At 68.1% G+C, this 19,583-nt stretch carries 19 protein-coding genes; 11 read left to right on the plus strand and 8 right to left on the minus strand.

Annotation, left to right across the window (positions count from 1 at the left end):
• The first annotated feature begins 64 nt into the window (after positions 1 to 64).
• Entirely contained in the window at positions 65 to 1,978 is a 1,914-nt protein-coding gene (locus tag AC1DKN_RS02360) for an FAD-binding monooxygenase (protein WP_476870361.1), read from the plus strand.
• A 45-nt stretch (positions 1,979 to 2,023) separates the two neighbouring features.
• Here AC1DKN_RS02360 and AC1DKN_RS02365 read toward each other — a convergent pair whose 3' ends face one another.
• The 3 genes from AC1DKN_RS02365 to AC1DKN_RS02375 form a co-directional block, all read right to left on the minus strand.
• Positions 2,024 to 2,881, minus strand: a complete 858-nt coding sequence (locus tag AC1DKN_RS02365; RefSeq protein WP_223913646.1) for a prephenate dehydratase — start codon at positions 2,879 to 2,881, stop codon at positions 2,024 to 2,026.
• Positions 2,882 to 2,969: 88 nt separating this feature from the next.
• The gene (locus AC1DKN_RS02370) at positions 2,970 to 3,743 is read right to left on the minus strand and encodes a dienelactone hydrolase family protein (RefSeq protein WP_476870362.1); all 774 of its coding nucleotides are present in this window, start codon (positions 3,741 to 3,743) and stop codon (positions 2,970 to 2,972) included.
• Between the two features lie 103 nt (positions 3,744 to 3,846).
• Positions 3,847 to 4,023 carry a CsbD family protein gene (locus tag AC1DKN_RS02375; RefSeq protein WP_043435744.1) on the minus strand — a complete coding sequence of 59 codons (177 nt, stop codon included), beginning with the start codon at positions 4,021 to 4,023 and terminating at the stop codon, positions 3,847 to 3,849.
• Between the two features lie 175 nt (positions 4,024 to 4,198).
• On the opposite strand from AC1DKN_RS02375, the gene AC1DKN_RS02380 reads away from it, so the two are divergent.
• From AC1DKN_RS02380 to AC1DKN_RS02405, 6 genes are all read left to right on the plus strand, one after another.
• Complete coding sequence (locus tag AC1DKN_RS02380; protein WP_223913648.1) at positions 4,199 to 4,672, plus strand: SRPBCC family protein; 474 nt, start codon at positions 4,199 to 4,201, stop codon at positions 4,670 to 4,672.
• Positions 4,672 to 5,349 carry a pentapeptide repeat-containing protein gene (locus AC1DKN_RS02385; RefSeq protein WP_476870363.1) on the plus strand — a complete coding sequence of 226 codons (678 nt, stop codon included), beginning with the start codon at positions 4,672 to 4,674 and terminating at the stop codon, positions 5,347 to 5,349. The genes AC1DKN_RS02380 and AC1DKN_RS02385 overlap by 1 nt, the downstream gene beginning before the upstream one ends.
• Before the next feature lie 109 nt (positions 5,350 to 5,458).
• Positions 5,459 to 6,670, plus strand: coding sequence for a thiolase family protein (locus tag AC1DKN_RS02390; protein ID WP_476870364.1), 1,212 nt, complete (start codon positions 5,459 to 5,461; stop codon positions 6,668 to 6,670).
• The gene (locus AC1DKN_RS02395) at positions 6,670 to 7,479 is read left to right on the plus strand and encodes an enoyl-CoA hydratase/isomerase family protein (RefSeq protein ID WP_230012431.1); all 810 of its coding nucleotides are present in this window, start codon (positions 6,670 to 6,672) and stop codon (positions 7,477 to 7,479) included. The genes AC1DKN_RS02390 and AC1DKN_RS02395 overlap by 1 nt, the downstream gene beginning before the upstream one ends.
• 2 nt (positions 7,480 to 7,481) lie before the next feature.
• The gene (locus AC1DKN_RS02400) at positions 7,482 to 8,354 is read left to right on the plus strand and encodes a 3-hydroxyacyl-CoA dehydrogenase family protein (RefSeq protein ID WP_476870365.1); all 873 of its coding nucleotides are present in this window, start codon (positions 7,482 to 7,484) and stop codon (positions 8,352 to 8,354) included.
• 32 nt (positions 8,355 to 8,386) lie between these two features.
• On the plus strand, positions 8,387 to 9,010 hold the full coding sequence (locus AC1DKN_RS02405; protein WP_230009133.1) for a GNAT family N-acetyltransferase: 624 nt from the start codon (positions 8,387 to 8,389) through the stop codon (positions 9,008 to 9,010).
• Here the strand turns inward: AC1DKN_RS02405 and AC1DKN_RS02410 are convergent.
• Complete coding sequence (locus AC1DKN_RS02410; protein ID WP_476850195.1) at positions 9,007 to 9,843, minus strand: SGNH/GDSL hydrolase family protein; 837 nt, start codon at positions 9,841 to 9,843, stop codon at positions 9,007 to 9,009. The genes AC1DKN_RS02405 and AC1DKN_RS02410 overlap by 4 nt on opposite strands.
• Positions 9,844 to 9,996: 153 nt before the next feature.
• On the opposite strand from AC1DKN_RS02410, the gene AC1DKN_RS02415 reads away from it, so the two are divergent.
• Both AC1DKN_RS02415 and AC1DKN_RS02420 read left to right on the plus strand, forming a co-directional pair.
• Positions 9,997 to 10,734 carry a tyrosine-protein phosphatase gene (locus tag AC1DKN_RS02415; RefSeq protein ID WP_476870366.1) on the plus strand — a complete coding sequence of 246 codons (738 nt, stop codon included), beginning with the start codon at positions 9,997 to 9,999 and terminating at the stop codon, positions 10,732 to 10,734.
• 24 nt (positions 10,735 to 10,758) lie between these two features.
• A complete protein-coding gene (locus AC1DKN_RS02420) occupies positions 10,759 to 13,689 on the plus strand; it encodes a S1 family peptidase (RefSeq protein ID WP_476870367.1) in 2,931 nt (976 codons plus the stop codon).
• Between the two features lie 109 nt (positions 13,690 to 13,798).
• Here AC1DKN_RS02420 and AC1DKN_RS02425 read toward each other — a convergent pair whose 3' ends face one another.
• Positions 13,799 to 15,142 carry a globin domain-containing protein gene (locus AC1DKN_RS02425; RefSeq protein WP_476870368.1) on the minus strand — a complete coding sequence of 448 codons (1,344 nt, stop codon included), beginning with the start codon at positions 15,140 to 15,142 and terminating at the stop codon, positions 13,799 to 13,801.
• 234 nt (positions 15,143 to 15,376) lie between these two features.
• Positions 15,377 to 15,793 carry a PaaI family thioesterase gene (locus AC1DKN_RS02430; RefSeq protein ID WP_476859296.1) on the minus strand — a complete coding sequence of 139 codons (417 nt, stop codon included), beginning with the start codon at positions 15,791 to 15,793 and terminating at the stop codon, positions 15,377 to 15,379.
• A gap of 165 nt (positions 15,794 to 15,958) precedes the next feature.
• Here AC1DKN_RS02430 and paaZ point away from each other — a divergent pair, with 165 nt between their 5' ends.
• Positions 15,959 to 18,061, plus strand: coding sequence for a phenylacetic acid degradation bifunctional protein PaaZ (paaZ, locus tag AC1DKN_RS02435; RefSeq protein ID WP_476870369.1), 2,103 nt, complete (start codon positions 15,959 to 15,961; stop codon positions 18,059 to 18,061).
• A 189-nt stretch (positions 18,062 to 18,250) separates the two neighbouring features.
• Positions 18,251 to 18,658, plus strand: coding sequence for a VOC family protein (locus tag AC1DKN_RS02440; RefSeq protein ID WP_079554881.1), 408 nt, complete (start codon positions 18,251 to 18,253; stop codon positions 18,656 to 18,658).
• A gap of 164 nt (positions 18,659 to 18,822) precedes the next feature.
• Here the strand turns inward: AC1DKN_RS02440 and AC1DKN_RS02445 are convergent, their stop codons facing one another.
• A complete protein-coding gene (locus AC1DKN_RS02445; RefSeq protein WP_476870370.1) occupies positions 18,823 to 19,224 on the minus strand; it encodes a (R)-mandelonitrile lyase in 402 nt (133 codons plus the stop codon).
• Between the two features lie 8 nt (positions 19,225 to 19,232).
• Positions 19,233 to 19,565, minus strand: a complete 333-nt coding sequence (locus AC1DKN_RS02450; RefSeq protein WP_476870371.1) for a carboxymuconolactone decarboxylase family protein — start codon at positions 19,563 to 19,565, stop codon at positions 19,233 to 19,235.
• Positions 19,566 to 19,583: the final 18 nt, after the last annotated feature.

The following is a 19,583-nucleotide window of genomic DNA, read 5'->3' on the forward strand; positions in this document are numbered from 1 at the left end:
ACGTTCTAATATCGAACACGCTAGGTCGGCGACAGGCCGCCACACAACGAAGTGAGGAAAGCCCGTGCATTTCCACCACCACGGCTACGTATCCGGTGACCCGCGGGTCCAGCCGGCCGCCGGCGCCGGCATCGACCGGCCCACACGCCTTCCCGACGAGGTAGATGTGCTGATCGTGGGCTCCGGCCCCGCCGGCATGCTCGCCGCAGCCCAGCTGTCCCAGTTCCCGGGCGTCACCACCCGGATCGTGGAACGCCGGCCGGGCCGGCTCGCGATCGGCCAGGCCGACGGCATCCAGGCCCGCAGCGTCGAGACCTTCCAGGCCTTCGGTTTCGCCGAGCGGATCATCGCCGAGGCGTACCGCATCACGGAGATGGCGTTCTGGAAGCCGGATCCCGCGGACCCCTCGAACATCGTCCGCAGCGCCCGCACCCTCGATGACCCGGGCGGGATCAGCGAGTTCCCGCATCTCATCGTCAACCAGGCCCGCGTGCTCGACTACTTCGCCGAGTTCATGGCCATGTCCCCGAGCCGCATGAGCCCGGACTACGGGCTGGAGTTCCGCGGCCTGGAGGTCACCGGCGAGGGCGAGTACCCGGTCGCCGTGACGCTGGCGCACACCGCCGGTCCTGACGAGGGCCGGGAGCGCATCGTGCGGGCCAAGTACGTGGTGGGCGCGGACGGCGCCCGCAGCAAGGTGCGCGACTCGATCGGCTGCACCATGGCGGGCGACCAGGCCAACCACGCGTGGGGCGTCATGGACGTGCTCGCCTCCACGGATTTCCCCGACATCCGGCTCAAATGCGCCATCCAGTCCCACGACGGCGGCAGCATCCTGCTGATCCCGCGCGAGGGCGGGCATCTCTTCCGCATGTATGTCGATCTCGGCGAGGTCGCCGCGGACGACCGCGGTGCGGTCCGCAAGACCACCATCGAGCAGATCATCGCCAAGGCCAACGCGATCATCCACCCCTACACGCTCGACGTGCGCAACGTCGCCTGGCACAGCGTGTACGAGGTGGGCCACCGCCTCACCGACAGGTTCGACGACGTCCTCCCGGAGGAGCTGGGCACCCGCACACCGCGGGTGTTCATCACCGGCGACGCGTGCCACACGCACAGCGCCAAGGCCGGCCAGGGCATGAACGTCTCCATGCAGGACGGCTTCAATATCGGCTGGAAGCTCGGCCACGTGCTGGAGGGGCGCAGCCCGGAGAGCCTGCTGTCCACGTACTCGGCCGAGCGGCAGGTGGTCGCGAAGAACCTGATCGACTTCGACAAGGTGTGGTCGACGCTCATGGCGAAGAAGCCCGAGGAGTTTGAAAACCCCTCCGAGCTCGAGGACTTCTACGTGCGCACCGCCGAGTTCCCTGCCGGCTTCATGACCGAGTACTCGCCGTCGATGGTCGTCGCCGAGGCCACGCACCAGCAGCTGGCCACCGGCTTTCCCGTCGGCAAGCGCTTCAAGTCCGCGCCGGTTGTGCGGGTCTGCGACACCAACCCGGTCCAGCTCGGCCACCAGGCCGCGGCGGACGGCCGCTGGCGCATCTACGTCTTCGCGGACCAGGCGGCGCCAGCACAACAGGCTGGGGCCCCGTCGCCCGCCGCGGACCTCGCCGCGTGGCTGGCCAGCGCGCCGGACTCGCCGCTCGCCGCCACCCCCGCGGGGGCCGACCGTGACGCCTGGTTCGACGTGAAGGTGATCTACCAGCAGGATCACGCGGGCATCGACATCGGCAACGTCCCGGCGGTGTTCAAACCTGAGGTGGGGCCGTTCAAGCTCCCCTACCTCGAAAAGGTCTACGGCACCGACCCGGCGGCGGACATCTTTGAGTTGCGCGGCATCGACCGCGGCGGCGTCATCGTGGTGGTGCGCCCGGACCAGTATGTGGCCAACGTCCTGCCGCTGACGGCGACGGCGGAGCTTGCCGCGTTCTTCGCACCCCTGTTGCGGGCAGGGCGGCCCGCGGCGGTGTGACCGCGTGGAGTTGGCCTTCTTCGCAAGGTTTGTCCGGGCTGGCGGTCAGAGGCCGGCTGCCTGCCTGGACCTGTATTCCGCGGCGGGGTAGACGCCAAGGATGCGTACCTCTGTGGTGAAGAACTCCAGTTCCTCCAGCGCCAGTCTGAGCGGCAAATCCTCGGGGTGCCCCTCGACGTCGGCCATGAACATCGTGGCCGCAAATTCATTGCCCACCATGTAGCTTTCCAGCCGCGTCATGTTTACCCCGTTCGTGGCGAATCCTCCCAGCGCCTTGTAGAGGGCTGAGGGGACATTCCGGACACGGAATACAAAGCTGGTGACGGCCGGTCCGGACAGGATGTCCCGGGCCGGCAGCGGCTTTTCCCGTGCCAGAACCACGAACCGCGTGGTGTTGGAGGGGTCATCCTCGACGGCGGAGGCGAGCACCTCCAGGCCATAGAGTTGAGCCGCGAGTGGAGGAGCGAGCGAGAGTTTGGTGGGATCGTTCCAGTCGCGCACTTCCCGGGCGGACCCGGCAGTATCGCCGGCGATCACGGGGCGCAGGCTGGCGGAGCGGATCAGGCGCCGGCACTGGCCCAACGCGTGGAGGTGGCTGTGGACCTCGGTGGCTGCCTCGATGGTGCTGCCCGGGATGCCCAGCAGGTCGAAGTGGATGGGCAGAAAATACTCGCCGACGATCTGCAGCCCGGACTGGGGCAGCAGCACATGGATATCGGCCACCCTGCCGGCAATGGAGTTTTCGATCGGAATCATGGCCAGGTCGGCGGTGCCGACGGCCACCAGTTCAAAGGCGTCTTCGAAACTCGCGCAGGGGACGCTCTCCAGTTCGGGGAACATCTGCATGCACGCAATATTGGAGTTGGCGCCCGGTTCACCCTGGTACGCAATCTTCTGGGCCATGCTCCGTATGGTTTCACGCCAGGCGCCCGCTCACCCAAGTAAGTCGCGGCAGGGCCGTTTGAGGACCAAAAACGGTCCCTGCTGCGACTCAGCTGGGGTTCAGATACTTGGCGAAGTGGTCCTCGATCCGCTGCCAGGCTTCCGGGGCCGATTCCGGATCCGGGCCGATGCCCATGACCCGCATGAGCGGCCGCAGCACTTTCGGCCCGGTCTCCACGTCGTTGAGGAAGGCGTGCCCGGCGTGCGGGAACTCCTTCACGTCGTTCTCCACGCCCAGCCCGTCGAGCACAGCCGCGAGTTTCGCTGCTTCGCCGGGCAGGGTGCGGTCCCGGCCGCCGAAGTTGGCCACGATCGGGCAGGCGCCGGCGAGGGCCTCCCGGGGGTCTTTCGGGCGCCGCCCGTAGTTGACGGCGGCGGCGTCGAAGCCGTCATTGGCCAGCAGCAGGGCGAAGCCGCCGCCCATGCAGAAGCCGATGACGCCGATCTTGCCGGTGGTCCGGCCGGTTTCGCGCAGCCAGTCCCGGGCGGCGGCCAGATCGGTGAAGGCCCGGCCCTCGCCCGCGGACAGCGCGCGCATGGTGGCGACGAGGCAGCGGCGCGCCCCGCCGTCGCTGTACAGGTCAACGGCCAGTGTCAGGTAGCCGGCCGCCGCCATCCGGTCGGCGTGGCGGACGGTGATGTCGTCCAGGCCAAACGCCTCATGGACCATCAGGACCGCGGGGAACGGCCCTTCGCCCTGCGGCGTCGCCAGGTAGCCGCGCAGCGCAGGCGAACCGCCAGCGGCGGCGCCGGACCGGCCTAGGTCGGTATTGCTGAGATCCCGGGTGGCGGGCTTGCCGCGTCCTGCGTGTGTCCGTGCCATGCTGACCCCTCCGTCGGCTGTGGGGCCATTCTTGCACGGGCGCAAAAAAAGCGGCGCCGGAGATCCCCCAAAGGAAAATCCGGCGCCGCCAACGTCCTAAAGACTAGTCCTTCTTGAAGGCGTCCTTGACGTTTTCGCCGACCTTCTTCGCGTCGGCTACAACCTGGTCCTTCTGGCCCTCGGCGCGCAGCTGGTCGTTGCCAGTGGCGTTTCCGGCAGTTTCCTTGGCCTTGCCGCCGAGGTGCTCTGCTTCGTTCTGAATCTTGTCTCCGACACCCATGGTGTTGGCCACCTTTCGTTCCGGTTGAAAATACTGTCCGATCAGCCTAACACAAAGCATGCTTACTAATTCAAGGGGTCTCGCGGGGTAATTCTCCGCAGCGTCGTCCGCGGCAGCGGCGGGGCGGTTCGCGAAAGGATGAAATCCCCCCGGCCCGCGGGCTAGGCTCGAGGTCATGGACCACAAGACCACTCTCACGCAGCACATCAATGCTCCGGCGGACGCGGTCTGGGCGGTGGTGTCGGACATTCCCGGATCTGCCGCGACCCTCTCCGGCGTCGATTCGATCCAGATGCTCACCGACGGACCCTATGCCGTGGGTACCCGCTGGAAGGAGACCCGCACCATGATGGGGCGCGCGGAAACGGTGGAGATGTGGGTTGCCCAGTCCGAGGCGCCGTCGAACGGCCGGGGCGGCAGCACCACCGTGAAGGCCCTCCAGGGCGGCGCCGACTACACCACCAGGTTCGCGCTCGCGGAGCGCGGCGGGGGAACCGACCTTACGCTGACCTTTGGCGCCGAAGTCATCAAACCGACCCGGTTCAGCAGGATCATGCTCACCGTGTTCGGTCCGCTCGGGATGCGCATCACCCGCAAGGCGCTTGCAAAAGACCTGGCGGACATCGCGGCCAAGGCCGAGTGCCAGTGATGGTCCGGCGCACTGCGGCTGAGAAAACCCCCAAGGTCACCGCCCCCCGGCTCGCGCCGGTCCGTCCCGGGGATCTGCAGGACGACCCTGCCCCGGAGTTCCGGCGGGGTGTTCGGTACGACGGCGTCCGCTACAGCCGCGCGTCGGCAGACGGTCTGGACCTGGGCGGTACGGACTTTGCCGAGTGCGAATTCACCGGGATGTCCTTCAATGAGACGCAGCTGCGGGGCGCGACTTTCCGTGACTGCATCCTGACCGAGACGTACGCCCCGGTGCTGATGGCGGCCCGGACCAGCCTGCGGGATGTCGAGATCGGCAACCCCCGCTGGGGATCGGCGGAGCTCTATGAAAGTGGCTGGCAGTCCGTGCGGATCGACGGCGGCAAACTTGACTACGTGAACCTGCGCGGATCCAAGCTCACGGACGTGCAGATCAGCGACTGCATCATTAACGAGCTGGATCTGGGCTCCTGCACCGCCACGCGCGTCGCCTTGAAGAACTGCACGATCGGCACCCTCGATTTCACCGGAGCCCGGCTCAAGGACTTCGACCTCCGGGGCACCGACTTCCGCACCGTCAGCGGTCTGGGCAGTCTGTCCGGCCTCGTCGTCGACGATCACCAGCTCACCCTGCTCGCTCCATTGCTCGCGGCTCATCTGGGCGTCGTCGTCGCGTAATCCGGCGGCATCCGGTTGACCCCCTTGCCCCGCCGTGTAATCTTTATAGAACGAACGGTCGGTAAATTACTCTGCTGCCGGCCCCGCTTTCTTGGTGAAGGATGTTCTCATGGTCGAGGCTTTTCTTGTTGGCGGCGCCCGCACTCCCGTGGGCCGCTACGGCGGCGCCCTCTCCGCAGTCCGCCCCGATGACCTGGCCGCACTGGTAGTCCGCGAGGCTGTGGCCCGCGCCGGCGTCGATCCGGACACCATCGACGAGGTCATCCTCGGCAACGCCAACGGCGCCGGCGAAGAGAACCGCAACGTGGCCCGCATGGCCACCCTCCTAGCCGGGCTGCCCCTCCACATCTCCGGCATCACCGTGAACCGGCTCTGCGCCTCCGGGCTCAGCGCCATCATCATGGCCAGCCACATGATCAAGTCCGGCGCCGCGGACATCGTGATCGCGGGTGGCGTCGAATCCATGAGCCGCGCCCCCTGGGTCCAGGAAAAACCCCGGACCGCCTTCGCCAAACCGGGCGAAATCTTCGACACCTCCATCGGCTGGCGTTTCGTCAACCCCCAGTTCGCCAAGGGCGAGCTGTCCCGGGACGGCAAAATGACCTACTCCATGCCGGAGACGGCAGAAGAGGTGGGGCGGGTTGACGGCATCTCGCGGGAGGACGCCGACGCCTTCGCCGTCCGCTCCCACGAACGCGCCCTGGCCGCCATCGCCGCCGGCCGCTTCGCCGAGGAAATCGTCCCCGTGACCGTCAAGACCCGCAAGGGCGAGACCGTGGTGGACACCGATGAGGGGCCCCGCGCCGGCACCACCATGGACGTCCTCGCGGGGCTCCGGCCGGTAGTCAAGGGCGGCTCGATCGTCACCGCCGGCAACTCCTCCACCCTCAACGACGGCGCCTCCGCCATCATCGTTGCCTCGGAGGCCGCAATCCAGAAGCTTGGCCTCACGGCCCGCGCCCGCATCATCGACGGCGCCTCAGCCGGCTGCGAGCCCGAAATCATGGGCATCGGGCCGGTTCCGGCCACCCAGAAGGTGCTCGCCCGTTCCGGGCTCAGCGTCGATGACCTCGGCGCCGTCGAGCTCAACGAGGCGTTCGCGACCCAGTCCCTGGCCAGCATGCGCCGGCTCGGCCTCGACCCGGAGATCGTAAACCGCGACGGCGGTGCGATCTCCCTGGGCCACCCGCTGGGGTCCTCCGGTTCCCGGATCGCCATCACACTGCTGGGCCGGATGGAGCGCGAAAACGCCAAAATCGGCCTTGCCACCATGTGCATCGGCGTCGGCCAGGGCACGGCCATGCTGCTGGAGCGCGTCTAGTGGCGGCCCCGGCCCTCGACCCGGCTGGCTTCGGCACGCTCCTGGTCGAAGAGCGCGAGGACCGCGTGGTGGTGGTGCTCAACCGCCCCGAGGTCCGCAACGCGATCGACCAGCAGATGGTCGATGAACTCCACACCGTCTGCGCCCATCTCGAGCGGCACCCCAAAGTCCTCATCATCGCCGGCTCCAAGGGGGTTTTCGCCTCCGGCGCCGACATCGGGCAGCTGCGCGAGCGGCGCCGCGACGATGCCCTGCAGGGCATCAACTCCACCATTTTCGTCCGGATCGCCAAGCTGCCGATGCCCGTCATCGCAGCCCTGGATGGCTTCTGCCTCGGCGGCGGCGCCGAACTGGCGTACGCCGCGGACTTCCGGATCGGCACCCCGTCCGTCAGGATCGGCAATCCCGAAACCGGACTCGGCATCCTGGCCGCCGCCGGTGCCAGCTGGCGCCTCAAGGAACTCGTGGGGGAGCCCGTCGCCAAGGAAATGCTGCTCGCCGGTGCCGTGCTGCGCGCAGACCGTGCCCTGGCCGTCAATCTCATCACCGAAATCCATGAACCGGCCGGGCTGATGGCCGCGGCCCACAGCCTCGCCGACCGGATCGCCACACAGGACCCGCTCGCCGTCCGGATCACCAAATCCGTGTTCCACGCCCCGGCCGAGGCGCATCCCCTCATTGACCAGCTGGCACAGGGGATCCTCTTCGAATCCCAGGCCAAGTTCGACCGCATGCAGACATTCTTGGATAAGAAATCAGCCAAGAAAACAGAGAAAAAGTCCGCCAAAGATTCCGGGAAGCAGAAATAGACATGGGCAACTCCGTACTCCCCGCCAACCTTCCGACAGCAGTGGGAGTCCTCGGTGGCGGCCGCATGGGCGCAGGCATCGCCCACGCCTTCCTGATCAACGGAGCCAACGTCGTGGTCGTCGAGCGCGACGAGGCGTCGGCCGAGGCCGCCCGGGAGCGGGTCGAGTCCGCCGCCGCCAAGAGCATTGAGCGCGGCGCCGTGGACGGCAACCTGGACGAGATCGTTTCCCGGCTCGCGGTCACCGTGGACTACGACGACTTCGCCGGCCGGCAGCTGGTGGTCGAGGCCGTTCCGGAGGACTGGGACCTGAAGATCACCGCGCTGCGCGGCATCGAGGAACGGCTCGCCGACGGCGCCTACCTCGCCTCCAACACGTCCTCGCTCTCCGTCAACGGTCTGGCCCGCGAACTGAAGCGGCCGCAGAACTTCCTGGGCCTGCACTTCTTCAACCCGGTGCCGGCGTCGACGCTCATCGAAGTGGTCCTCGGCGAGCAGACTTCCGACGCCCTGGCCCAGGCCGCCCGCGGATGGGTGGAGGCGCTCGGCAAGACCGCCGTCGTGGTCAACGACGCGCCCGGCTTCGCCTCCTCCAGGCTGGGCGTCGCGATCGCCCTCGAAGCGATGCGCATGGTGGAAGAGGGCGTGGCCACCGCGGAAGACATCGACAACGCCATGGTGCTGGGCTACAAGCACCCCACGGGACCGCTGCGGACCACCGACATAGTGGGCCTGGACGTGCGCCTCGGCATCGCGGAGTACCTGCAGTCCACGCTGGGTGACCGTTTCGCTCCGCCGCAGATCCTCCGCGACAAGGTGGCCCGCGGCGAACTGGGCCGCAAGTCCGGCAAGGGCTTTTTCGACTGGACCAAGTGACCGGCATTCGTCCGTGCCCCTAGGATGGTGCGGTGACCTCCCTGGACCGCCCCGCGATCGCGCCCATCACCCTGACCGGCAAGTACGTCGTCCTTGAGCCGCTGAGCCAGGACCACCATGACGGCCTTGTCGAGGCGGCACGCGACGGCGAGCTGTGGCACCTCTGGTACACCAGCGTGCCCGCCCCGCAGCACATGGCCGCCGAGATTGAGCGTCGACTGGCCCTGCAGGACAGCGGTGCCATGCTGCCCTTCACCACGCGGCTGCTCGACCCCGCTGCCGGCGGACCGGGCCGGGTGATCGGCATGACCACCTACATGAACATCGACGCCGCCACGCCCCGGGTGGAGATCGGCTCCACCTGGAACGCGGCGTCCGCGCATGGCAGCGGCAGCAATCCGGACTCCAAGTTGCTGCTGCTGCGGCACGCCTTCGATACGCTGGGCTGCCCCGCCGTCGAGTTCCGGACGCACTGGCTCAACCACCAGTCCCGCGAGGCGATCACGCGGCTGGGGGCCAAACAGGACGGCGTGCTCCGCAGCCACACGCGCAGCGCCGACGGGGCGCTGCGGGACACCGTCGTGTATTCCATCCTGGAACATGAATGGCCGATGGTCCGGAACGCCCTCGAATCCCGGCTGGCCAAGCGGCGCTAGCGTGCCGAGTAGGCCTTGGCCCCGTTAAGCGATGCGAAGTACGCCTCGTAGCCCCGGGCGTTCGGGTGGAAGTTTTCGGGACTGGCCAGGGCTGTACGGCTGAAATTGATCCACGGAGCCGCAGAGTTCACGCCGTGACCGGCAAAAGCGGCCCGGACATCGACGTACTCCGCTCCGGTGGCCCGGGCGGCGGCCGCGATGGAGCCGTTCAGGCCGTCCGCCAGGACCGTGGCCTTGTAGATGAACCGGGACATCGGATCAGCCTGGCCGGGCGCTACCGGATCATAGAGGTAGGGGTAGCCCGTCACTACAACCTTGGCGTTGGGGGCGGCAGCCTTCACGCGCTGGATCATCGCTGTCACGTCGCCGGACAGTCGATGGCTGGAGATCTGGCCCTCGGCGTAGGCACTGGCGGCATCGCACAGCGGACCCGCAGCGGGATTGACCATGGCGGCGCCGCAGGAGGCGAGGATTTCCGCAAACCGGAGGTTGTTGCCGCCGGCAGTGATGGTGACGAGCCCGGTGGTCCTGGTCAGCCGCCTGAGCTGGGTGTTGACGACGTCCTGGGTCGTCTTGCCGCTGCAGGCCGCGTTGGCGACGAGTTTGATGGTCTTCGTGTGGGCAGCGAGTTCGGAATAGCTGTTCTCGCTGCGGTAACAATCATCCAGGTACGGCCCCGCCCCCAGCCCGGCGGCATAGGAGTCTCCGAGCGCGACGTACCGGGTCCTGTCCGCCGCCTCCGCCGGTACCGCCGCCACACCGGCCGCCATGGCCAGGGCGGCGAGACCGGCCGCCAGAGCCGTCCGCCGGCGTCGAAGTTTCAGACGTCCCATGGTGTTCTCCTCAGTGGCACCCTGGGTTCAGCGCCCGTGCCGTGAAAAACGTGTTGCGAAGCGTTAACCCCGCACCATGCCAATGGTCCCATTGTGTATAACGTTTGTGAATCCTGCCGCGGATCGCGCCGGTGCGTGTGCTTAGCTTTCTGGATGATGATTCCTGCAGCGCCCCTGGGCCAAGCCAAGGGGCAGGCGGTGCCCGGAACCGTGGAGTGGGATGGGGCCGTCAACGCCTGGCACGTGGCCGGGGACGTGTTCCGCATGGGACGGCGGGAGTGGCTCACCGAGGCCGGCTGGCGGCAGGTGCACCGCCGGGGCATCCGGACCGTCATCGACCTCCGCAATGAAGCCGAAATCCGGCGCCGGGAGACCGATCCGCCGGTGCGGGCTGGGGCCCTGGCCGGTTTCGACGTCGTGCTGGCCCCCACCGAAGACCCGGACAACCGCGAATTCCGCGAGCTCTGCGTGCCTTACCTGAACGACCCCGCCTGTTATGCGGACAACGCCAGGCTGTTCCCGCACCTGCTGGCCCGGGTCTTCAAAGCGGTGGCCGCCGCGGAAGGCGGTGTGGTCATCCATTGCTCCGCGGGGCGGGACCGGAGCGGCATGATCGCCGCCATGCTCCAGGACCTCGCCGGTGACAGCGACGAGGCCATTGTGGGCGGCTACCAGCGCTCCATGCGGGACATCAACGAGCATCTCCGGCACGCCGCAGTCCCGCATCCCCACGAGCGTTTCCTGCCCGAGAATGTGCTGGCGCCCCTGCTGGAATCCCGGGGCCAGAGCCTGCTGCAATTTGTCCGGTCCCTCAACACTGCGGACTACCTCTTCCGCCACGGCGTGACGACCCCGGAACTCGCGGCCATCCTCGGAAAGCTCGGCCGATAGGGTGGGCGCAGTTAGGGTAGGCCAGTGAAGACTCCGAAGTTCCAGCCGATGGTGCGGGCCGCCGCGGCCCTCGCGATTGCGCTTGCCGGTACCGTGCCTGCCTTTGCGCTGACCGCGGTCCCGGCGATGGCCGAAGCCAACGCCCCAGTCCCCGACGACCCGGCGCCCGCTGCATCGGCGATGGCGACGCCGGTCTCGACGGCGGTCCCGATGCCGGTGCCGGTCTCGACGGCGGTTCCAGCGCCGGCTGCGTCTGCGATCTCGACGGCGGTCCCGGTCCCGGTGCCGTCGCCGGCTGACGCGCCTTTGGCTGGTTCTTCTCCGGTGCCGTCCGCGACGCCGATCAGCGATGCCGGCCTCGCCGAGGCCGTGCGGCGGGACCTTGGCATGACCCTCGCGGAATTCGACGCCGCCGGTGCACTTGCCCGGCGGGCCGCCGACGCCGCACCCTCCCTTCGGGCCCTCCCGGGTTATGTGGGGATCAGCCTCGCCGGCGGCAAGATCGCGGTTGAAGGCAGCGGCGCCGAGCTCCGGGCCCGCGTGGCCGAACTGAACCAGTCCGGCCCGGCTGACTTCCTGCTTGCCGCCCCCGCGGCCGCCGCCGCTGTCCCGTCAGCCTCTGTCCCGTCAGCTGCGGAGCTGCTGGCCTCCAGCACCCAGCAACTGTTCGAGGCCTATGTCCGCGAGGTCGGGGCCGCCGGGCTGCAGGCCGTCACCTACACAGACGGCCACTTTGTCATTCGCACCGGCGGCACCAACACGGCGCAGTCCGTTCCGGCTGCCGACGCCCTTCCCGCCGCCGCTGTTCCCGCCTCCGTTGTTCCCGCCGCTGGCGCCGATGCGCAGCCGGCGAAAGCCCCGGGCACGGTGCCGAAGATGTCCGCGGCCGAATTCGTGGCCCGCTACGCCAACGTGACGCTGGAACAAGGATCCCGGATCACCACCGAGGAAGACTACTTTGGCGGCCAGGGCTACATCGTTGACGGCCAAGCCCTGTGCTCGGCCGGGTTCGGGGCCTTCAGCCCCGCGGGCGAGCCTCTGGTCCTGACCGCCGGGCACTGCGCCGGTGACGGCTCCGCGAAGCAGGCCGCGATCGAAAATCCGGGGGGCGCGCCAGCGGCCGGGGGTGCAGGTTCGGGCGCGGCCGCCGGGATCCTGGGCACATTCGGGTTCAGCCAATTCGGCGGCCCCGGAAATTCCAAGATAACGACGGACGGCGCCAGCGTCGGCACTGACATCGCCATCCTCCAGGGCATCAGGAACGGCCTGGACCTCCAGCCCGCCGTCACCCGATGGGACAAGCCCGCCGACCCGGGGCCGACGTCCGTGAAGATCGTGGGAACAGTGGCTCCTTTCCAGGGCCAGCCCGTGTGCCGGTCCGGCCGGACCACCGGGTGGAGGTGCGGCACGGTGGATTCAGTCGGCATCTGGGCCATGGTTGGGCCAAATTCACTACCGCCCGATTATGACAACGATCTCCGGGCGGTCCGAGGCTTCGACTCTACGTCCGTCACCTCCGGCGGCGGGGACTCCGGCGGCCCGTGGATCAGCGGGAACTTCGCCGTCGGGCTGCACACGGGGGCGGAAAGTACCGACGAGGGCGTCCAGACTCGGGCCATCGCGACCAGCCTCGAGGACGCCATGGACCAAGTCCCCGGTGGTGTCCAGCTGCAACTGTTCCTGGCCAAGCCGGCGCTCGCGGCGGGCTCCAACGGAACCGTCACAGCCGGTGAGCCGATTACCGGGCACATCGATGCCGGTCCGGCCTCCGTGGTGGCTCCGAATTCCAAGGTCCGCATCACCGTCCTGAACCAGAAACCTGGCCAGACCTCCGGCCAGAAGGACGGCCAGCCCTTGGAAGTGCCGGTCGATGCGTCGGGAAACTGGCAGTTCCCCGCACCGTCGTTGGCCGGGCCCTTCACGTTCTCGGCTGAAACCGTGAACGGCTTCAGCGGCTCCGGCGCAGTCGCCCTGTCCGTCGACGTCTCCCGGCTCGCGGCTCCGGCCATCACCTCACCTGTGGACGGCCAGCCGGAGGGCCCGGGACTCACAGCCATCGACGCCATCGAGGGCACCGGAGAAGCCGGAGGCACGGTGCGGCTCTCCGGCGACTTCACCGGGACCGGGCTCGTCGACGCAGACGGCCGCTGGCGCATCAACGTGGCCGATCAGCCGGTCTTCGGAAAAATTTCGGTCACGGCAGTGCTCACGGCCCCCGGAGAAATGGACAGTCCCGCGGCGACCCGCACCTATACCGTCATTCCGCCGGCTCCGGCGGTGTCGAACCTCAGGGACGGCCAGCACCTGCGCCAGGACGCCCTGCCAGCCACCATCGCCGGCACAGCCCTTCGAGGTGCCGGCGTGGCCGTCGCTGTGGACGGGGTGGCCGTGGACTCCGTGCAGGCCGGTTCCGGTTCCGGAGCGGGCAATGCCGCGCTCGAGCCCGGGACCGCGCAGACCTTGGCCGGCAGTGCCCGGTGGAGTGTCACGTTCCCCGCGGAACTGGCCGCCGGAGCGCACACCTTGACCGTGACGCAAACCATTGACGGCGTCGCATCGCCGCCGGCAGCCGTGGCGTTCAGCGTCGAGGCCACGCCCGTTTCCGGGGGCACTCCGACCGGGCCGCCCGCCGGGACACCGGGATCCGTGCCGCCGGCAACGCCTGGCCACCCGGCGGTCCCGCAACAGCCCGCCAACCCTGCCGGGGCTCCCGCCGGACCGGTCAAACCGGCGCAAGCTCCCGCCCCGCCGTCGGACACCTCCGTCATTGTGGGCGGCGCGGCAGCGGGCAGCGCATCACCGGACGACACGGCACCAGGCAACACGCCGGGCACCTCAGGCCAGCTAGCGAGCACGGGCGCCGGCGGGCTCCTGCCCTTAGCGGGTCTCGGCGTCGGAGTCCTGCTGCTCGGCGCGGCCTTCGTGGCGTTCGGCCGGCGCCGGGCGGTGCGTTAGCCGGGGCCTCCAAGCCCGGGCTCGCCGGAAAGCCGCGGGGTCGCCGTACGGCTACGGCGACCCCGCAAGCTTTGGGCGAATCCGCGCGTTCGGGACAGCGAGCCGCGGGTTACTGGAAGTCAGCCAGCCAGAGATCCGGGCCGAAAACCTCGTACTGAATGTCCTTGGCGGGGACGCCACCGGCAATCAAGGCGCTCCGAACCGACTTCAGGAACGGCAGGGGACCGCAGAGGTAGTACTCGGCGTCGTCCGGGAGTTCGACGTCGCTGACGTCCATGAAACCGGAGAACACGGAACTGCCCGCCCCGGCCCTCTCGCCGGTTTCGGCCACCCCGGACGCCCCGCCGGTACCGCCCGCCTCGCCGGTTTCGCGCGCCCCGGCTCCCTCGCCGGTTTCGGCCACCGCGGACGCCCCGCCGGTTTCGCCCGCCCCGCCGGTCCCCGCTGTCCCCGCGGGAGCCAAGAACCACGTCTTCAGGGTCCCGTCCGCGAGTTTCGCGAGATCTTCCCTGACCTGCGCGCGGAGCGGGAACGATGCCTCGCTGTCATCGGCATGCAGCAGCATCACCTGGCGTCGTGAACCGGACTGCACGAGGTGGGAGAGCATCCCGGCCATGGGCGTGATGCCGATTCCCGCGCTGGCCATGACCAGGGGCCGGTCCGTGTACTCCAGCACAACGTCGCCGAACGGAGCTGAGAGCACCACCTCGTCGCCTACCTGGACGTCATTGTGGAGCAGACTGGACATCTCGCCGTCGGGAGTCGTAAGTCCGTGGACCCTCTTGACGGCGAACTGCCGGTGCTGCCCGTCGTCGGCCTTGGTCAGGCTGTACTGCCGGGGCTGCTGTACGCCGTCGGGCATGGTCATCTTGAGGGTCACGTACTGCCCGGGCAGGGACGGCTTGACGTCCCGCTCGTCGGTCCGCTCGACGACGAACGAGACGACGTCGGCGGTCTCCTGGATCCGCTGCACCACCCGCCACGTCCGCCAAATGGTCTCGGGGGAGAGGTGCACTGCGTTGTACAGCCCGCGCTCCTTGTTGATGAGCAGGTTCGCCATCAGCCAGTAGACCTCGTCCCAGGCGGCGGCGACCTCGGGAGTGACGGCATCGCCCAGAACATCCACGATCGCCCACATGAGGTGGTCGTGGACAATCTGGTACTGGTCCGGGCTTAGTCCCAGCGAGACGTGTTTGTGGGCCACCCGGGAGAGCAGATGGTCCGGCACCTGGTCCGGTTTCTCCACGAGCATGCCGGCGAAGGCCGCGATGGATCCGGCGAGCGCCTGCTGCTGGCGGCCGTCCGCCTGGTTTCCCCGGTTGAAGAGCCCGTCCAGAAGATCCGGCTGCGCCTCGAACATATGTTTGTAGAAGCGCTTGGCGATCTCCTCGATGTGCTCGCCGACTACGGGCAGCGTTGCCTGAATGACGGGAAGTGAGGTGTCTGAGAGCATGGTGGATCCCTTCCGGTGAGACCGGTGATACCCGGCGGTGCCGGGCGACTCAGCACTTCCAAGCTAACAGCCGCGGCACCGCGCCTTCCGGGCCGATCGGCCCTACATCGGGAGTGGGGTCCGGTGTAGACGGCCTCCCGCCCTGGGCCCGAGTTAGCCGGAAAGCTCCCGGGTCGCCGGAACGTTACAGCGACCCCGCAGGTCTCCGGCGACCCCGAGGGTTCGGGGCAGAAGTCAGGCCTTGCGGTCCAGCAGCAGGTTGGTGATCCGCAGCGTGCAGATTCGCTGGCCGGTCTCGTTCGTGATCAGCACCTCGTGGGTGGTCAGGGTGCCGCCCAGATGGATTGGGGTGGCCGTGATCGTGATCAGTCCCTCGCGGGCCGACTTGTGGTGCGTGGCCGAGACGTCGACGCCCACCGCCGTCTTGCCCAGGGTGCTGGCGTGGATGACGGCGGCCCAGGACCCCACGGCCTCGCCCACGGCCAGTGAGGCGCCGCCGTGCAGGAGCCCGAACGACTGCCGGTTGCCCTCCACCGGCATGGTCGCCACCACGCGGTCCACGGACTCCTCGACGATCTTCACGCCCATCTTCTCGTCGAGTTCCCCCAGGGTGATTTTCCACAACTCGGTGCGGCCGGTCTCGGGCGTCATAGCGTCTCCTTTGTTGCCGGCCGGCCGGGTCCCGGACGGTCGGTGCCGCCGCGGCTAGTGTGCGGCAGGCCTCATTCATGTACTGTAGATCATATTACCGAACGGACGGTCAGTAATGTTCCGGCCGTGTTGATCTTGCTCCCCCGTTGGAAGGACCCGTCAACGATGACCACCACAGCCGCACCCACAGTAGACACTGTCGAGATCGTTCCCAGTTTCATCCGGGGTTCCTGGTGGACTCCCGACGACGCCGCTGCCGCCGGCGCGGCGCCGGTACTGGACGCGAGCACCGGCGAGCTCCTGGCGAAGGTGAGCACCGAGGGGCTCGACCTCGCCGCCGTCGTGGATTATGGCCGCACCACCGGCCAGGCGGAACTTGGCACGCTGACCTTCCACCAGCGCGCGCTCAAGCTCAAGGAACTGGCGCAGTACCTCAATGGCCGCCGCGAGGAGTTCTACGCGCTCTCGGCGCAGACCGGCGCCACCAAGATCGACTCCATGATCGACATCGACGGCGGCATCGGCGTCCTGTTCACCTTCGGGTCCAAGGGCCGCCGGGAGCTGCCCAACTCCCAGGTGGTGGTGGATGGCCCCATGGAGGTGCTGTCCCGCGACGGCTCGTTCGCCGGTGAGCACATCTACACCCGCATCCCCGGCGTCGCCGTGCAGATTAACGCCTTCAACTTCCCTGTCTGGGGCATGCTGGAGAAGCTTGCCCCGGCCTTCCTCGCCGGCGTCCCCACCATCGTCAAACCCGCCACCCCCACCGGGTACGTGGCCGCCGCCGTGGTCAAGGCGATCGACGAATCCGGCATCCTGCCCACCGGCTCGCTGCAGCTGATTTCCGGCTCGGTCCGTACGCTGCTGGACCACCTGGACTACCGCGACCTCGTGGCCTTCACCGGCTCCGCGTCGACCGCCAACACGCTCAAGTCGCACCCCAATGTGGTCAAGGGCGGGGTCCGCTTCACGTCCGAGACCGACTCCCTGAATGCCGCGATCCTGGGCCCGGATGCGGTCAAGGGCACACCGGAATTCGACGCCTTCATCAAGTCCCTCGTCACCGAGATGACCGCCAAGGCCGGCCAGAAATGCACCTCGATCCGCCGCGCGATCGTGCCGCAGGAAGTCGTCGCCGACGTCACCGCCGCCGTGGGGGACCGCATCCGCGAACGCGTCGTGCTCGGTGATCCCCGCGCCGAGGGAGTCACCATGGGCGCCCTGGCCTCCCTTGAGCAGCTCGCAGACGTGCGCGCCGCCGTCCAGTCCATGCTCGACGCCGGCGGGGAGCTCGCCTACGGCACGCTCGACGCGCCCAAGGTCACCAGCGCGGACGGCAGCATCGGCGTCGTCGACGGCGGCGCCTTCATGTCCCCGGTCCTGCTGAGCTGGGCCAACCCGGAAGCCGAGGAGGTCCACTCGCTGGAGGCCTTCGGCCCGGTGTCCTCGGTGATCGGCTACACCGACCTGGCCGACGCCGTCCGCCTCGCCGCCCGCGGCGGCGGCTCGCTGGTCGCCACGGTCTGCACGAACGATCCCGCCGTGGCCCAGCAGCTGGTCACCGGCATCGCGGCCCACCACGGCCGCGTGCTCATGCTCAACCGCGAGGACGCCCGCAGCTCCACCGGCCACGGCTCCCCGGTCCCGCACCTGGTCCACGGCGGTCCCGGCCGCGCCGGCGGCGGCGAAGAGCTCGGCGGCATCCGCTCGGTGATGCACCACATGCAGCGCACCGCCATCCAGGGCTCGCCGAACATGCTCACCGCCGTCACAGGGCTCTGGCACACCGGAGCGGACCGCAACTTCACGCTCGAGACCGAGGGCCAGCACCCGTTCCGGAAATCCCTCGCCACCCTGCACATCGGCGACGCCATCCGCTCGGAGCTGCGCGAGGTCTCGCTGGAGGAAATCACCAAGTTCGCGAACTCCACCGGCGACACCTTCTACGCCCACACCAACCAGGAAGCCGCCGCGGCCAACCCCTTCTTCCCGGGCATCGTGGCGCACGGCTACCTCCTGCTCAGCTGGGCAGCCGGCCTGTTCGTGGAGCCCGCACCGGGACCGGTCCTGGCCAACTACGGCCTGGAGAACCTGCGGTTCATCACCCCCGTGGCCGCGGGCGATTCCATCCGCGTGACCCTGACGGCCAAGAAGATCACCCCGCGCGAGACCGACGAGTACGGCGAGGTGGCCTGGGACGCCGTCCTGACCAACCAGAACGACGAAATCGTCGCGACCTACGACGTCCTGACCCTCGTAGAGAAGTAGCCCGTCCCGCTCACTCCCGCCTTACCTCCCGTTGCGCTATCACTTGTGGCTGCCAAAAGGTCGAAATGACCGCCACAAGTGATAGGGCAACCGGGGAGGGACAGGGGCGGGCTTCGCCGTGCAGGGAGCAATTGGCGGGCTCTTTCCATCCCGCTCCGGCGTAAAATCTTGCTCGTAGGAGGTGGCGAAATGACCCTAGTACTCAATAAAGCCACAACAGTCCTGCCAGTTGATGATGCAGCGCGTGCCCGGCATTTCTACGCGGACACTTTGGGGCTCCCGCACCGTGGCGTGGCAGATGACGGAAGCGAATTGTTCGGCTCAGAAGGCGGCCCAATGCTGCAGCTGATGCCAGTCAAGGATGGAAAGCATTCAGAGCACACCACCCTGAGCTTCGAAGTCAGCGAGATCGAGCGCACGGTCCAGGAAATGGAAGCCAAGGGCGTCATGTTCCAGGACTACGATCGCCCGGACCTCAAGACCGAGAACCATATTTGTACAACGGATTCAGAGAAGTGCGCCTGGTTCATGGACTCCGAGCACAATATTCTGTGCGTGCACGAGAACATCACCACGGCAGCTGATTACCAGCTCTAAACGGCGGGCAACGGCGGATTTTCGGGCGCTCCGGCTCAGCGGGGCGCCCTTTTCTGTTGCCCGCGGCCATCCAGGGCGCCTCGCCGCCTTCCGGTGGCGCCCAGGCCCAGGTTCACGAGAGGGATTGTCCTCAGCTGCGTCCCTGCAATTGGTTCGCGGGCTGGTCAGCTTCCGTTGTACTCGTCGTCGGTGATGTGCTCGCCCCACGTGGTGGTCGTCGCTGCGTCCTCGCCGTTCTGGAGCATCGCGATATGTTCCATGAAGCAGCCAGGGGCGGCCGCGTGCCAGTGCTCCTCGCCGGGCGGCGTGTAGAGCGTCTGGCCGGGGTGGACTTCGACGATCTTGCCGTCCCGGGTTCCGAACCGGCCAACTCCCTGGGTGACGCGGAGGTACTGGCCGTGTTCGTGGGAGTGCCAGGCGGTGCGGGCTCCGGGCGCGAAACGGACGGTCGCGACCACCATCGTCTGATCCGGCTCGTGCGGGAGCGCGATCGGATCGAGCCAGACGTCGCCGGCGAACCGGGCCGGCGGGTTCTTCGCAGTGGGGACAGTGGGTTCGATGTTCATGGTGATCCTTACTTGCTCTCGGTGAAGAGCCGCTTGGCGACGCCCATGGCGGCCATACCCTTGGGCCAGCCTGCGTAGAGCGTGACATGGGTGATGGCTTCGATGAGTTCTTCCCGGGTGACGCCGTTCTCAATGGCACGGCCAAGGTGGAAGCCGAGCTGTTCGGTGTTGCCGCCGGCGGTGAGAACGGCGACGGTGATAAGGCTGCGGTCACGGGCCGGAAGCTCCGTGCGGTTCCAGACGTCCGCGAACAGGACGTCGTCGGTGAGCTCGGCGAGCTTCGGGGCGAAGTCTCCGAACATGTTCCGGCCGCCGCCGATCTGTTGGGGTTGGTCAGTCATGATTTTCCTTCTTTCAGT

This window comes from Arthrobacter sp. 01N444, from assembly GCF_056399305.1.

Coding starts and splice junctions, on each gene's coding strand:
- AC1DKN_RS02365 (WP_223913646.1), bottom strand. CDS start 2,881: ATGGCCCAGAAGATTGCGTACCAGGGTGAACCGGGCGCCAACTCCAAT.
- AC1DKN_RS02370 (WP_476870362.1), bottom strand. CDS start 3,743: ATGGCACGGACACACGCAGGACGCGGCAAGCCCGCCACCCGGGATCTC.
- AC1DKN_RS02375 (WP_043435744.1), bottom strand. CDS start 4,023: ATGGGTGTCGGAGACAAGATTCAGAACGAAGCAGAGCACCTCGGCGGC.
- AC1DKN_RS02380 (WP_223913648.1), top strand. CDS start 4,199: ATGGACCACAAGACCACTCTCACGCAGCACATCAATGCTCCGGCGGAC.
- AC1DKN_RS02385 (WP_476870363.1), top strand. CDS start 4,672: ATGGTCCGGCGCACTGCGGCTGAGAAAACCCCCAAGGTCACCGCCCCC.
- AC1DKN_RS02390 (WP_476870364.1), top strand. CDS start 5,459: ATGGTCGAGGCTTTTCTTGTTGGCGGCGCCCGCACTCCCGTGGGCCGC.
- AC1DKN_RS02400 (WP_476870365.1), top strand. CDS start 7,482: ATGGGCAACTCCGTACTCCCCGCCAACCTTCCGACAGCAGTGGGAGTC.
- AC1DKN_RS02410 (WP_476850195.1), bottom strand. CDS start 9,843: ATGGGACGTCTGAAACTTCGACGCCGGCGGACGGCTCTGGCGGCCGGT.
- AC1DKN_RS02415 (WP_476870366.1), top strand. CDS start 9,997: ATGATGATTCCTGCAGCGCCCCTGGGCCAAGCCAAGGGGCAGGCGGTG.
- AC1DKN_RS02425 (WP_476870368.1), bottom strand. CDS start 15,142: ATGCTCTCAGACACCTCACTTCCCGTCATTCAGGCAACGCTGCCCGTA.
- AC1DKN_RS02430 (WP_476859296.1), bottom strand. CDS start 15,793: ATGACGCCCGAGACCGGCCGCACCGAGTTGTGGAAAATCACCCTGGGG.
- paaZ (WP_476870369.1), top strand. CDS start 15,959: ATGACCACCACAGCCGCACCCACAGTAGACACTGTCGAGATCGTTCCC.
- AC1DKN_RS02440 (WP_079554881.1), top strand. CDS start 18,251: ATGACCCTAGTACTCAATAAAGCCACAACAGTCCTGCCAGTTGATGAT.
- AC1DKN_RS02445 (WP_476870370.1), bottom strand. CDS start 19,224: ATGAACATCGAACCCACTGTCCCCACTGCGAAGAACCCGCCGGCCCGG.
- AC1DKN_RS02450 (WP_476870371.1), bottom strand. CDS start 19,565: ATGACTGACCAACCCCAACAGATCGGCGGCGGCCGGAACATGTTCGGA.